Raw genomic sequence first — 13,526 nt, forward strand, 5'->3', positions numbered from 1 at the left:
AGCGTCCCCATTGCGGTTATCCTGAGGGTTCCCTAAGTGGGCAGCGAAATGACCGATCTCAGCAATCCTCCGCAGCCCGAGGGCGAACGTCCGGCCCGCCAGCGCAAGCCCGACTGGATCCGCGTGAAAGCCCCCGTTTCGAAGGGCTATCACGAAACGCGCAAGCTGATGCGTGATCTCAATCTCAACACGGTGTGCGAAGAGGCGGCTTGCCCCAATATCGGTGAATGCTGGACGAAGAAGCATGCCACGGTGATGATCCTTGGCGATGTTTGCACGCGCGCCTGCGCCTTCTGTAACGTGAAGACCGGCATGCCGCGCATCGTCGATCCGATGGAGCCGGAGAATGTTGCGGTGGCGGCGGGCAAGATGGGGCTGGAGCACATCGTTATCACCAGCGTGGATCGTGACGATCTGCCCGATGGCGGTGCATCTCAATTTGTTAAGGTCATCAAGGCGCTTCGCCGCGAGACTCCGAGCACTACGATCGAGATTCTCACACCCGATTTTCGCGGAAAAATGCGTCCTGCGGTCGAAGCGATCTGTGAAGCCGGACCCGACGTCTACAATCATAATCTCGAGACCGTGCCGCGCCTGTACCCGACAATTCGTCCGGGTGCGCGTTACTACGCTTCACTGCGCCTACTGGAAGAAGTGAAGAGCCACGATCCGATGATCTTCACCAAGTCTGGCATCATGCTTGGCCTCGGTGAACAGCGGCTTGAAGTACATCAGGTGATGGATGACATGCGAAGTGCTGACGTCGATTTTATGACCATGGGGCAGTATCTCCAGCCGACGCCAAAGCATGCGAATGTCGAGGAATTTGTGACGCCGAAAGCCTTTGACGCCTATGGCGCCATTGCCCGCGCGAAGGGTTTCCTGCAGGTCGCATCAACTCCGCTCACGCGCTCCAGTTATCATGCAGGCGATGATTTCGCGCAAATGAAGGCGGCGCGCGAGGCGAAGCTGGCAAAGGCGAAGGCGAAAGCCTGATGCCGAAGATCCGTGAAACGAAGCGACTGCCCTACACGGCCGAACAGATGTTCGACCTGGTGGCCGACGTCGATAAATATCCCGAATTCCTGCCATGGGTCGTCGCGACGCGGGTGCGCAAGGATAGCGATACCGAGATGACTGCGCACATGCTCGTCGGTTTTAAGGCGCTTCGCGAGAAGTTCACATCGAAAGTGGTGAAAGATCGCCCGAACACGATCAACGTTCACTATATCGATGGTCCACTGCGCGACCTCGACAACAATTGGACATTTCGTGATGTGGGCGAGGGCGCGTGCGAGATCGATTTCTGCGTCGACTTTGCGTTCAAGAACATCATGTTCGAGACGCTTGCCGGACAATATATCGACCGTGCATTCCGCAAAATGGTCGCGGCTTTTGAAACCCGCGCGCAGGATCTCTACGGAAGCAACAGCTCCAACGCGCAAAGCGTCGCCTGACGCCGAACGCCGGCTCGGTTTTCGCCTTCGAACAATCGTTCATCGGCGGTAGGCTCGGCTTCACCGCGGATGGCGCGGGCGAATACGACTGTGCCGACAGGCTTGCGCTCGCTTCCGCCGCCTGGACCGGCGATTCCGCTGATGGCGACGGCAACATCGGCATCGCTCCGCTCAAGCGCCCCCTGTGCCATGGCAAAAGCCGTCGCGACAGATACAGCGCCAAAGGCTTCTAAAATGTCGAGCGGCACGCCCAAATCCGACTGCTTGGCTTCGTTGGAGTAGGTGACGTAGCTGCGATCGAGCACAGCTGAGCTCCCTGCAATTTCTGTGATTGCGCTGGCGACGAGCCCGCCCGTGCAGCTTTCCGCCATCACGATTTTGCGACCGGCCGCAGCGTTCTCTTCGACCACGCGCTTGGCGAGCTGGTAAATGTCGTCGGGAAAAAGAGTGTCGGTCATGACGTTTCCTTCGCTGCCAAAGTGGCGCTCGCTTGCGCAGCGATGCCTTCACCGCGGCCGGTAAAACCTAATTTTTCTGTGGTGGTGGCTTTCACGCTGACCTGATCTACGCCCACTTCAAGGAGCTCCGCGAGCTTTGCTCTCATGGCTTCGCGGTGCGGGCCGATCTTCGGTGCTTCGCAGATGAGGGTCAAATCGACATTGCCAATGCGCCAGCCTTTCTCGGCGGCGACTTTGACAGCATGCTCGACAAAGCGCGATGAAGGCGCGCCTTTCCATTGCGGATCGCTGGGCGGGAAATGGTCGCCAATATCGCCCTGTGCGCAAGCTCCAAGGATTGCATCGACTACGGCATGCAAACCCACATCGGCATCGCTATGCCCGGCAAGGCCTTTGTCGTGCTCCAGCTTGATCCCGCACAGCCACAGCTCTTCGCCATCGGCGAGGCGGTGCACATCGAAGCCATTGCCAACGCAAATTGCGGGGAAGGGGGGCTGCTGCTCCATGAAATCCTCGGCGAAAGTCAGTTTCTTCAGGCGTTCATCACCGTCGACCAGCGCAACATCGTGCCCCGCGGCTTCCAACACCTGCGCGTCGTCCCCGGCATTGGTTCCACCCTGCCAGGCTCGGTGCGCTGCGAGAATGGTATCATAGCGGAAGGCCTGAGGCGTTTGGACCCGGCGTAATTCATCACGTTTGGCGTCGCCCGCCATCAAGCCATTCTCGGCGCGGATCATGCTGTCGACGACCGGCAGTACCGGAATTGCGCCTGGCGATTTGTCCAGAGCCCCAAGCAGCCGCATGATCACGTCCTGAGGTAAATCCGGACGCGCGGCATCATGAATCAGGACCTTTGCCGGCTGGTGCTGTTCCATAGCTTCAAGCGCAAGCCGCACGCTGTCCTGCCGCGTGGGGCCGCCTGTGATGAACACAACGCCCGAAATGCCAGACAGTGCTTGGCTTGCAATCTCGTCAGCACCCCCAGGGATTGCGACAACGATCGGCGACGCCCCAGCCTCAGCCAGCGCGCTCGCGGAGTGGCGCAGAACCGGTTGCCCCTTCCACTGCGAAAATTGCTTCGGCACGGGTTGCCCTGCGCGCAGGCCTTTGCCTGCTGCCACGATGATGGCGCCGAAGCTGGTCGCGTTGTCCGAATTGCTATGCATTGCGCCAAGCCCGCTACCTGCTTGAGCCGCGCCTCGCAATCCACTATGCGCCTGCCTAAATATTAGGCACCATCATGAGCGACACGTCGAATCCCAACCCGCCGGCAGTCACGCCGATCGAAATCGGTCCGATCAGGATCGATTGCCCGGTCGTACTCGCGCCGATGACGGGGGTGACCGATATGCCGTTCCGCCAGCTGGTGCGGCGCTATGGCTCTGGGCTCAATGTGACCGAGATGATCGCCAGTGAAGCTGCCATCCGCGAAACCCGCCAGTCGATCCAGAAAGCGCGCTGGCATGAAAGCGAAGATCCGGTCTCGATGCAGCTTGTCGGCTGCGATCCCGAAAGCATGGCCGATGCCGCCAGGCTAAGCGAGGATCAAGGCGCGGCCATTATCGACATTAACTTCGGCTGCCCGGTGCGTAAGGTCGTCGGGCAAATGGCGGGCAGCGCGCTGATGCGTGAAGTCCCGCTGGCGACCAAACTGATGGAAGCGACAGTCAAGGCCGTTGATGTGCCGGTGACGGTCAAGATGCGGATGGGTTGGGACCATGCGAGCCTCAACGCGCCCGAACTCGCCCATATCGCTGAAGACCTCGGTGTGAAGCTCGTCACAGTGCACGGACGGACGCGAAACCAGATGTATAAAGGCAGCGCCGACTGGTCTTTCATCAAATCGGTAAAGGATGCGGTCGATATTCCCGTCATCGTGAACGGAGACATCTGCTCGATCCCTGATGCCGCCAAAGCACTCGAGCAATCGGGCGCGGATGGGCTGATGATCGGGCGCGGTGCCTATGGCAAGCCGTGGCTGCTCGGGCAGGTGATGCACTGGTGGCAGACTGGCGAAGTTCTTGAAAGCCCCAGCTTCTCCGAGCAGTACGAGACGCTGATTGAACACTATAATGGAATGTTGGAGCATTACGGTGAGGACGTGGGCGTAAAGATCGCTCGCAAGCACCTTGGCTGGTATACCAAGGGCCTGCATGGCAGCGCCGACTTCCGCAACAAGGTCAATTTCATCGACGATGCGGATCAGGTTCTCGGCGAGCTTGAGCGCTTTTATGAGCCTTTCATCCGGCGCCGCGCCGCGTGAGCAAGGAGGCCTCCGCCGCTGCAACCCCGCCGCCCGGACCAAGCGACCAGATCGCTGGCCTAAGTTTCGCTTTACTGCTCGTTACACCCGAATTGCGCATTGCTGAGGTCAATCCTGCTGGCGAAGTGCTTCTCGGTGCGAGTGCCGCGCGGCTTTCCGGGAGGGAATTGCTCGACGTCCTCGGCCTGACGCAGAGCGATCTTGCAGAGAGGCTGAAAGATCCTGAGGCGCAGCTGGTTGCGCGCGGCCTTGACGTCACCATCAACGAACGCCCCTGGCGCACCAATCTGACCGTTTCCACCATGGCCTCCCATCCAGGCTGGCGCATGATAACCCTTTCAGATGCGAGCCAGGGTGAGCGTTTCGAAGAGCAGGAAAGGCGCCCGGTCCTTCGCGGTCCTGCGGTGTTGGCACACGAGATCAAGAACCCGCTAGCGGCCATCCGCGGCGCGGCGCAATTGCTGGAAAAGCAAGCGAGCGATAAGCAGGCACCGCTTACACGGCTTGTGGTTCAGGAGGTCGATCGCATTGCCCAGCTCATCGATCGGATGCAGCGGCTCGGGCGGGAGCAAAGCGAACCTGTTGCACCGGTCAATCTGCATGAGGCGATCCGCAAGGCGATCTCAACGGTGAAAATGACGGCGGATGACGCAGTGGCGTGGAAAGAGGAATTCGATCCGTCCCTGCCGCCTGTCCTCGCCAACGACGGTGCGTTGGTGCAGGTTCTGGTCAATCTGATCGCCAATGCGCGGGACGCCGCATCGCAAAATGTCGCGCCGCAAATTCGCATCCGCACCCGTTTTGCAGGCGGAGTGGTGACGAATGTCATCCGTCTCGGGCGGTCCATCAAATTGCCGATCGAAATTCGCGTGAGCGACAATGGCTCGGGCGTAGACCCTGCTTTGCGCGATCACATTTTCGAACCTTTCGTTTCCAGCAAAGCGCACGGGCAGGGCTTGGGGCTGGCCCTGGTGCAGAAACTCGTGCGCGACATGAATGGCAGGGTCAGTCATGAACGCGATGACGCCGCCGGATGGACGCATTTTCGTATTCAACTGCCGGTTGCAAAGCCAAACGGAGAAAAGACATGACGCGGCGCGCGCTGCTGATCGAAGACGATACCGCGATTGCGACGGTCATTCGCGCAGGGCTGGAAGCGGAAGGCTTCGCGGTGGAAGCGCAGGATAGCGTGGCGGGGAGGGATTCTTCGCTGGCAGCAGGGCAGTTCGACGTCATGCTCACTGACGTCATGCTGAGCGATGGCGACGGGATCGAAACGCTTGGAGAGGTGCGCAAAAGCTATCCTGACCTTCCGATTATCATCCTGTCTGCCCAGAACACGCTCGACACGGCCGTGCGCGCGACGGATCGGGGCGCGTTTGAGTACTTCCCGAAACCCTTCGACCTCAATGAAGTCGTCCGCGCAGCGCGACAGGCAGCCGACTCCGTCGGTAAGAGCTCTGCCGAGGTGGAAGATCCCGGCGATGGCCTTCCGCTCATCGGGCGCAGCGCTGCTATGCAGGATGTCTACCGACTCATTACGCGCGTGCTGCATAATGATTTGTCGGTCTTGGTGCTTGGAGAGTCCGGGACGGGGAAAGAGCTTGTCGCAGAGGCGATCCACGAGCTTGGCAGCCGCAAGACAGGACCCTTCATTGCGGTCAATGCGGCGGCGATCCCGCGCGAATTGATCGAAAGCGAGCTCTTCGGGCATGAGAAAGGCGCCTTCACCGGCGCCACCACGCGCAATATCGGCAAATTCGAGCAAGCCAATGGCGGCACGCTTTTCCTCGACGAAATCGGCGACATGCCTGCCGAGGCACAGACGCGGCTGCTGCGCGCACTGCAGGCCGGGAGGATCAGGCGCGTTGGCGGCAGCCAGGAGATTTCGGTCGACGTTCGCGTGATCGCCGCGACCAATCGCGATCTTGCGCCGATGATTGCCGAAGGTTCTTTCCGTGAAGACCTGTATTATCGGCTCAATGTGGTGCCCATCCAGCTGCCGCCGCTTCGTGACCGCGCGGGTGATGTAGAGCCGCTAGCCAAACACTTCCTTAAACTGGCCACGACGGAGGGGTTGCCTGCGCGAACTCTGTCGGATGATGCCGTGCGGGTCCTTGCAGATCAGCCGTGGCGGGGAAATGTCCGTGAACTGCGTAACCTAGTCTATCGCGCCGCTTTGTTATCTCGCGACGATGTGATTGATGCTGAGACCGTGGCTGGCCTGCTCGATACCAGCCTCCAGGTTGCCGATGCGGACGAGGTGGGCGATATTGAAATGCAGATCGCAAATTGGCTCGGTGCTCAGAACTTCGCAGATGGCTCGCTCTATCAGCAGGCCGCCGAGAAGCTTGAAAGACCTGTCTTCCAGCATGCCTTGAAAACCACCGGCGGAAATCAGCTCAAAGCAGCGCAAATGCTCGGCATTAATCGCAACACTTTGCGCAAGCGATTGCAGGAACTGCAGATCGATCCGGAGCAATTTAGCCGCAGCTGAGGACATTTCGGGAGAAAGCCCTTGCAAAACTGCAACAGCGCTGTTGTAAGCTTGCAACGTGGCCAGCACGACTGCTCCTGTCGCGGTAGGTTCCGCCCAAAAGAGATCGCGCTGGTGGCGGCGCGTCCAACTTGCCGCGCGGCGGATGAACTTGTTTCTGTGGCTTGAGATCGTTTGCGCGATGACACTCGTGACGATGGCGGCAACCGCTTACCTTATCATCGCCGGACTTTCGAACCGCAACGATCTGATGCCGTCAGAACAAGCTGCTGCACTTTTGCTCGGCACGCTCATTCCCGCCCTCGGAATTGTCGTGCTCTGGGGGCGGCGCATCGCGATCAACAGGGCAGGGGGGACTACCGCGAGATTACATGTCAATCTCGTCTTTTTCTTCTCTTTAATCGCCGCAATTCCCACGCTTTTTGTCGCGATGTTTGCCTCGATCCTGTTTCAATCCGGCGTCGATTTTTGGTTTACTGGCTCATCACGCAGCATGATGGAAGATGCGAGCGAGTTGGCGGAAAGCTATTACGATAACAATCAACGATCCGTTGGCATGAACGGGGTTGCGATGTCGAGCGACATTCGGTCAGTGCTAGAGAGACTGCCGCTGACAAGCACAGAATTTGCGGATCAAATTTGGGGTCAAACATATCAACGGGAACTGAGCGAGGCGGCAATTTATCGACGGTCCTCGGCTGGAGACGCCCGCCTCCTGGTTCTCGTCGATCCCCAGGATGATCGGGAGCGACCACGCGTCAGTGTGGAAGACATGGAGGCTGTTGACAGTGGGGCGCTGTTCGTCGCTCGGGCAACAGCGCAGCGGGTCGAAGCGGTTGTATTGTTGGACCGTGCTTCCGACGCTTATCTTTATGTTTCGCGGGACTCGCAGCCTGAGGCCGCCAGCCTCTATCTGCAGGCGGAAAATGCGGTCGATTCTTACGCTGATCTCACATCTCGCGCGCGCGTGCTCCAGCTTCAATTCAATATTGCACTATTCCTTGTCAGCCTCGCGCTCGTTGGTCTCGCCGTTTGGGCGGCTCTGCGGTTTGCGGACAGGCAGGTGAAGCCGCTTGCCGAGCTTGCGGATGCTGCGGGTGAGATCGGCAGTGGCAATTACGCCATGCGCGTCTCGGGGCGGATCGGGAAGCAGGATGAAATCGGTCTTCTAGGCCGCGCGTTCAATCGCATGTCGTCGCAGATAGAGCGCCAGACCGATGAGTTGCTTGGGGCCAATCACCAGCTGGCCGAGCGCCGTGCCTTTATCGAGGCCGTGCTGGAATCGATCACAGCGGGCATTCTTTCTGTCGATCCCGACGGGCGAATCCAGCTCATGAACAGCTCTGCCCGCCAGTTGCTATTCGAAGACAGCGCCGAAAAGGCGGTAGGCCGCGACCTGGGCGAAGTTGTTCCTGAATTTGCGCGCCTCGTCAGCGAAGGCTCCATGAGTGAAATCGTGCAGTTCAGAAGAGGAACGGAGCTGCTCACCCTCGCTGTGCAGCTTTCACCGGCCACAGAAGGCATGGTGATCACCTTTGAGGATATCACTCGCCAATTGCTCGATCAGCGACAGGCGGCATGGTCCGATGTGGCGCGGCGAATTGCGCATGAAATCAAAAATCCTCTCACACCGATCCAGCTCGCCACGGAGCGCTTGAAGCGGCGCTATGGCAAGCAGATCGAAAAAGACGGCGCGTTGTTCGACGAGCTGACGGGCACGATCATCCGTCAGGTCGGTGATCTTCGGAAAATGGTCGACGAATTTTCGAGCTTCGCGCGTTTACCAAAGCCCGTTTTCCGGCAAGAGGACGCTGTTGATCTCGTCCGGCAAGCTTTGTTTCTGCAGGAAGTGGCGCACCCGGAAATCACTTATACCTTCTTCGCCGATGAAGGGATTCGCGCGATCGAATGCGATCGTCACCAATTCGGCCAAGCGATGACAAACGTCCTCAAAAATGCGGCAGAAGCCATTGAAGGAAAAGCGAAAGATGCTGAGGTCGATTGGCGCGGTCGTATCGATTTGAGTGTCACGATGCCCGATGACTTCATGCTGATAGAAGTTCGCGACAACGGCGTTGGCCTCCCGCAGGGCGGGGTCAATGTGATCGAGCCTTATGTGACAACGCGGGAGAAGGGCACGGGCCTCGGCCTCGCGATTGTGAAGAAGATTGTCGAAGAACATGGCGGCGAAATCAGCTTTGCGCCGGCAGGCGAGGGCGGGGGTACAGTCGTGCAACTACGCTTCGCCGTCCATCCGGCAGACCATATCGAAAGCGCAGATGCAGCAGATGATTGAAGTGGGAGAGTTTTGAATGGCACTCGATATCCTCGTAGTCGATGACGAGCGGGATATTCGCGACCTTGTGGCCGGCGTCTTGAGTGACGAAGGCTATGAGTGCCGCACGGCAGGCGATAGCGAGAGCGCGATTGCCATGGTCGATGAACGGCGACCCAGCTTGGTGCTGCTCGACGTGTGGCTGCACGGATCCCCGCGAGACGGGCTGGAAGTGCTCGACGATATCAAGACGCGTGAGCCCGGTCTGCCGGTCATCATTTTTTCCGGCCATGGTAATGTCGACACCGCAGTGTCGGCGGTGAGCCGCGGGGCGATGGACTTCATCGAGAAACCTTTTGAGGCAGAAAAGCTTCTCCACCTCGTGGCGCGCGCGACCGAAACCGAGCGCTTGCGGCGGGAAAATGAACGCCTTCGCGAAGGCATGACGTCACCCGATGAATTCACCGGCAACTCATCCGTCATCAACCAGGTGCGCGCTACGCTGAAGCGCGTAGCCAATACCGGCAGCCGGGTGTTGGTGAGCGGACCTGCTGGGGCGGGCAAGGAAGTCGCCGCGCGGCTGCTCCATGCCTGGAGCCCGCGTGCTGACAAGGCCTTTGTTTCGGTCAATTCGGCGCGCATTACACCCGATCGCTTTGAGCACGAATTGTTCGGCGAAGAGGCGGACGGCAAGCTTATCCGGCCCGGCCTGCTGGAATTGGCTGATGGCGGCACCCTATATCTCGACGAAGTGGCGGACATGCCGGAAAGCACACAAGCGCGCATCCTGCGCGTTCTGACAGACCAGAGCTTTGTTCGCGTGGGGGGCAATCGACAGGTTGGCGTGGACGTCCGCGTAGTATCTTCCACCGCCAAAGACCTTCTGACGGAAATCGAGGAAAAGCGCTTCCGTGAAGACCTGTTTTATCGCTTAAACGTCGTTCCGATCGAAATACCGCCTCTATCCGAACGGCGCGACGACATCCCGGCGCTCGCAGAGCATTTTTTCACCCGTTACGCCCGCGAGCAAGGACTGACTCCGCCCACTATCGCGCCGGAGGCGATGGCATCGCTGCAAGCTTATGATTGGCCTGGAAACGTCCGCCAGTTCCGCAATGTCATCGAGCGAACTGTGATCCTGGCTCCGCGAGAAGAATTCGCGACGATCACTCCTGACATGATGCCGGAAGAAATCACTGGCGGCTCTTCCGACAGCGGCAGCGGCATGACAAACCTTATGGGTGTGCCGCTGCGTGAAGCGCGCGAAAGCTTCGAGCGGGAATATCTGCGCATTCAAATCCGCCGCTTTTCGGGCAATATCTCGAAGACAGCCGGTTTCATCGGCATGGAGCGATCGGCGCTGCACAGAAAGCTGAAATTGCTTGGGATGAACGATCGCAACAACGGCGACTGATTGACCGTTCAAACAGATCTTGCGCAAGCGACGATCTGAACCCACATATCTGTCTCGAGATTTACGCATTTTTGTGCGATCTATTGCACTTGTGTGACAAGCGGCGTCGCAGATTGCGATGCCAGAATGCGATTCGGCGAAGATCGGATCGCCAAAAAGAATGGAGTCAGATCAATGGCCAAAGGCACGCTTACTCCCCGGCCTCGTCGGGAACCCGAGAGCGAAAAAGCAACATCTGCGCCTGCGAAGGCGGGAAATCTGCAGGACCTGTTTCTGAACCATTTGCGGCGTGAAAAAATGCCTGTCACCATGTTCCTGGTGAAGGGTGTCAAGCTGCAGGGCATCGTGACGTGGTTCGATAATTTCTCGATCCTGTTGCGACGTGATGGGCAGTCGCAGCTTGTCTACAAGCATGCCATTTCCACGATCATGCCGAGCAATCCGGTCGATGCGGACAGTTTCGACACGGGCTTCGACGGAAACCGCAAGCAGCGCCTCCTGCAGGACATTTTCCTCAGCCGCGTCCGCGATGCCGCCGTGCAGGTTACCATGTTCCTTGTGAACGGCGTCATGCTGCAGGGCCGCATCGCCGCATACGATCTTTTCTGCATGTTGTTGGAACGTGAAGGCTACGTCCAGCTTGCCTATAAACATGCTGTGTCGACCATCCAGCCCGCCACGCAGGTGGATTTGACCGAGGACGGGTTTGGCGATGACGATGACGACGATAGCGAAGACTGAGGCGAAGTAGCCTGATTGTAGATGATGACATCGAAGGCGAGGTAACGCGCGGGGCGCGTGCCCTTGTCGTGTGCCCGCAAATTCGCGGCCAGCGCAGCGATGAGGACCCGGAGGCGCGTCTTGAAGAGGCCACTGGCCTCGCGCTTGCGATCGGGATTGTCGTGGCAGAGGCCTATATCCTCAATGTTCGCGATATCCGGCCCAATACCCTTTTCGGTGAGGGGCAGGTGCAGCGGATTGCCACCGATTGCACGCTGCATGATGCGGAGCTGGTCATCATTGACGGCGCACTATCGCCGATCCAGCAGCGCAATCTTGAGGAAAAGATCGGCCGTAAGGTTATCGATCGGACTGGGCTGATCCTTGAGATTTTCGGCGAGCGTGCTGCGACGGCCGAGGGCCGTTTGCAGGTTGAACTGGCGCATCTCGACTATCAGGCGAGCCGCCTTGTGCGCAGCTGGACCCACCTTGAGCGGCAACGCGGTGGCTTCGGATTCCTGGGTGGTCCGGGTGAAACGCAGATCGAGGCTGACCGCCGCATGATCCGCGATCGCATGGCGAAACTGCGCCGAGAGCTGGAGCAGGTCCGCAAAACCCGCGAATTGCATCGCAAGCGTAGGGGCAGGGCACCTTGGCCCGTGATCGCCTTGGTCGGCTATACAAATGCCGGAAAATCCACGCTTTTCAATCGCCTGACCGGTGCTGACGTCATGGCGGAAGATTTGCTCTTTGCTACCCTTGATCCTACTATGCGGGCGATCGGCCTGCCAGGCGTCGAAAAGGCGATCCTGTCAGACACGGTGGGATTTATTTCCGATCTCCCGACCCAACTGGTGGCAGCGTTCCGGGCAACGCTGGAAGAAGTGACCGCAGCGGACATCGTTCTGCACGTGCGCGATATCGCCAATCCTGACAGCGCGCAGCAGAAGCGACAGGTGCTTTCCGTCCTTCATGATCTCGGCGTGGTGGACGAGGCAGGGGAGGGCGTGGACGCCCCGCTTGTGGAAGTCTGGAACAAGTGGGACTTGCTTGACGAGGATGCGAAGTCAGAGCTTGGCGGCCTTGCGCAAAACGATGATGCGATCATTCCGATTTCTGCGATGACCGGCAAGGGTTTAAAAGAGCTGCAGCAGCGCCTCGGCGCAGTCCTCACAGAAGGCGCGCGCGTCTATAGTTTCACTCTTCCAGCACATGATGGCGCGCGGATCGCCTGGCTGCACGCACATGGCGAAGTGCTGAGTGAAGAGGAGGTTGAGGAGGGTGCTCCTTCACCGGCAAGATTGGTCAAAGTGCGGCTGACCGAAAAAGAACATGGCCGCTTCGAAGCGCTTGCTTCCTAGCCAATTGAGAGCTTGGCGCGCTGCCAATAGGCCTCCTGCTCGTCGAGCGACAAAGCGGCAAAGTCCACTTCATCCTGCTGTGCCAGGCGCTCCATTTCGCGAAAACGGCTTTCGAATTTGGAATTGGCGGCTTTCAGGGCTTGCTCGGCATCGACGCCGTATCTGCGTACGATATTAACTGCGACAAACAGCACGTCGCCTGCCTCAATCAGCTTTTCACTTTCGTCAGCGGAGTGCAATTCATCCAGTTCTTCCAGTAGTTTGGCCCGCGGACCTTCCAGCTCGTCCCATTCGAAACCGACGCGCGCGGCACGTTTCTGCAGCTTCTCGGAACGGAGCAGGGCAGGATATGCGTTGGCGACGCCGTCCATGGCGCTAGTAGCACCTTCCTTGGCCCGCTCGGCTTCTTTCAAATCCTCCCAGCGTTTTCCGTCCATCTGCCCGCCTTCATCGCCGAAGATGTGCGGATGACGAGCTTCCATTTTGTCTGAGATTGCCTTTGCGACGTCTTCGAAGGCGAATTGGCCATCTTCTTCGGCCATGCGGGAGTGAAAGACGACCTGAAGCAGCAAATCGCCCAATTCGCTGCGAAGCTCAACCATGTCGTTGCGTTCGATGGCATCGGCGACTTCATAGGCTTCCTCGATGGTATATGGCACGATTGTCTCAAAGGTTTGCGCAACGTCCCATTCGCAACCATGCTCCGGATCACGTAGCCGCGCCATAATGGAAAGCAGTCGGTTGAGTTGTTCAGACATAAGAGGGGATCGCCATTTTCGGTCAGCCACACGCGAAAGCCGGATTGATAATATCTATTATGTTAATTTACGGACATGCTGGTCTTGGCTCTAATCTCAGCTCTGAAGCGATGTCGCGTATCCCTGGCAGCGCCCTTCATGTGAGCAAACTGAAGAATATCGCCACGCCCACAAAAATCGCCGCCCATGTAAGCGCCATGCGGATGGTCTTTCCAGTGTCCACCCGGTAAGATCGATATGCGAACAGGATCAGCACCAGCCAGCCGAGCATCGCAATCAGCGAAACCCATTGCACTCCGTCAGCTGATCCCATCGGGCGGACT

Annotated in this window: 13 protein-coding genes; 9 read left to right on the top strand and 4 right to left on the bottom strand. The window is 58.6% G+C overall.

All coding sequences use genetic code 11. The annotated features are described in order from the left end of the window. Nucleotides 1-48: 48 nt before the first annotated feature. On the top strand, nt 49-996 hold the full coding sequence (lipA, locus tag I5L03_RS08310) for a lipoyl synthase (protein WP_197921272.1): 948 nt from the start codon (nt 49-51) through the stop codon (nt 994-996). Beyond that, nucleotides 996-1,457 (top strand): type II toxin-antitoxin system RatA family toxin, encoded by a 462-nt coding sequence (locus tag I5L03_RS08315; protein ID WP_197921273.1) that lies wholly within the window; start codon nt 996-998, stop codon nt 1,455-1,457. The genes lipA and I5L03_RS08315 overlap by 1 nt, the downstream gene beginning before the upstream one ends. Here I5L03_RS08315 and I5L03_RS08320 read toward each other — a convergent pair. Together I5L03_RS08320 and I5L03_RS08325 are read right to left on the bottom strand one after the other, a co-directional pair. After that, nucleotides 1,418-1,915: a CinA family protein gene (locus I5L03_RS08320; RefSeq protein WP_197921274.1), complete on the bottom strand. Its 498-nt coding sequence runs from the start codon at nt 1,913-1,915 to the stop codon at nt 1,418-1,420. The genes I5L03_RS08315 and I5L03_RS08320 overlap by 40 nt on opposite strands. Then, entirely contained in the window at nt 1,912-3,081 is a 1,170-nt protein-coding gene (locus tag I5L03_RS08325; protein WP_197921275.1) for a bifunctional 2-C-methyl-D-erythritol 4-phosphate cytidylyltransferase/2-C-methyl-D-erythritol 2,4-cyclodiphosphate synthase, read from the bottom strand. Before I5L03_RS08325 ends, I5L03_RS08320 begins: the two co-directional genes overlap by 4 nt. Nucleotides 3,082-3,155: 74 nt before the next feature. Here I5L03_RS08325 and dusB point away from each other — a divergent pair, with 74 nt between their 5' ends. From dusB to hflX, 7 genes are all read left to right on the top strand, one after another. Further along, nucleotides 3,156-4,178: a tRNA dihydrouridine synthase DusB gene (gene dusB, locus I5L03_RS08330; protein ID WP_197921276.1), complete on the top strand. Its 1,023-nt coding sequence runs from the start codon at nt 3,156-3,158 to the stop codon at nt 4,176-4,178. After that, nucleotides 4,175-5,269: a two-component system sensor histidine kinase NtrB gene (locus tag I5L03_RS08335; RefSeq protein WP_197921277.1), complete on the top strand. Its 1,095-nt coding sequence runs from the start codon at nt 4,175-4,177 to the stop codon at nt 5,267-5,269. Before dusB ends, I5L03_RS08335 begins: the two co-directional genes overlap by 4 nt. Beyond that, nucleotides 5,266-6,675: a sigma-54-dependent transcriptional regulator gene (locus I5L03_RS08340; protein WP_197921278.1), complete on the top strand. Its 1,410-nt coding sequence runs from the start codon at nt 5,266-5,268 to the stop codon at nt 6,673-6,675. Before I5L03_RS08335 ends, I5L03_RS08340 begins: the two co-directional genes overlap by 4 nt. A gap of 145 nt (nt 6,676-6,820) precedes the next feature. Then, entirely contained in the window at nt 6,821-8,971 is a 2,151-nt protein-coding gene (locus I5L03_RS08345; RefSeq protein WP_197921279.1) for a sensor histidine kinase, read from the top strand. Nucleotides 8,972-8,987: 16 nt separating this feature from the next. After that, complete coding sequence (gene ntrX / locus I5L03_RS08350; RefSeq protein ID WP_197921280.1) at nt 8,988-10,364, top strand: nitrogen assimilation response regulator NtrX; 1,377 nt, start codon at nt 8,988-8,990, stop codon at nt 10,362-10,364. Between the two features lie 174 nt (nt 10,365-10,538). Then, nucleotides 10,539-11,105 carry an RNA chaperone Hfq gene (hfq, locus tag I5L03_RS08355; protein ID WP_197921281.1) on the top strand — a complete coding sequence of 189 codons (567 nt, stop codon included), beginning with the start codon at nt 10,539-10,541 and terminating at the stop codon, nt 11,103-11,105. Nucleotides 11,106-11,173: 68 nt separating this feature from the next. Continuing rightward, nucleotides 11,174-12,445, top strand: coding sequence for a GTPase HflX (hflX, locus tag I5L03_RS08360; RefSeq protein ID WP_325100136.1), 1,272 nt, complete (start codon nt 11,174-11,176; stop codon nt 12,443-12,445). Here hflX and mazG read toward each other — a convergent pair. Together mazG and I5L03_RS08370 are read right to left on the bottom strand one after the other, a co-directional pair. Further along, nucleotides 12,442-13,203, bottom strand: coding sequence for a nucleoside triphosphate pyrophosphohydrolase (mazG, locus tag I5L03_RS08365; RefSeq protein ID WP_197921282.1), 762 nt, complete (start codon nt 13,201-13,203; stop codon nt 12,442-12,444). The two genes, hflX and mazG, sit on opposite strands and share 4 nt — an antisense overlap. A gap of 136 nt (nt 13,204-13,339) precedes the next feature. Continuing rightward, on the bottom strand, nt 13,340-13,516 hold the full coding sequence (locus tag I5L03_RS08370; RefSeq protein ID WP_197921283.1) for a hypothetical protein: 177 nt from the start codon (nt 13,514-13,516) through the stop codon (nt 13,340-13,342). Nucleotides 13,517-13,526 lie beyond the last annotated feature (10 nt).

Origin of the sequence: Aurantiacibacter sediminis, assembly GCF_016019885.1 — a bacterium.
Lineage (GTDB): Bacteria > Pseudomonadota > Alphaproteobacteria > Sphingomonadales > Sphingomonadaceae > Alteraurantiacibacter > Alteraurantiacibacter sediminis.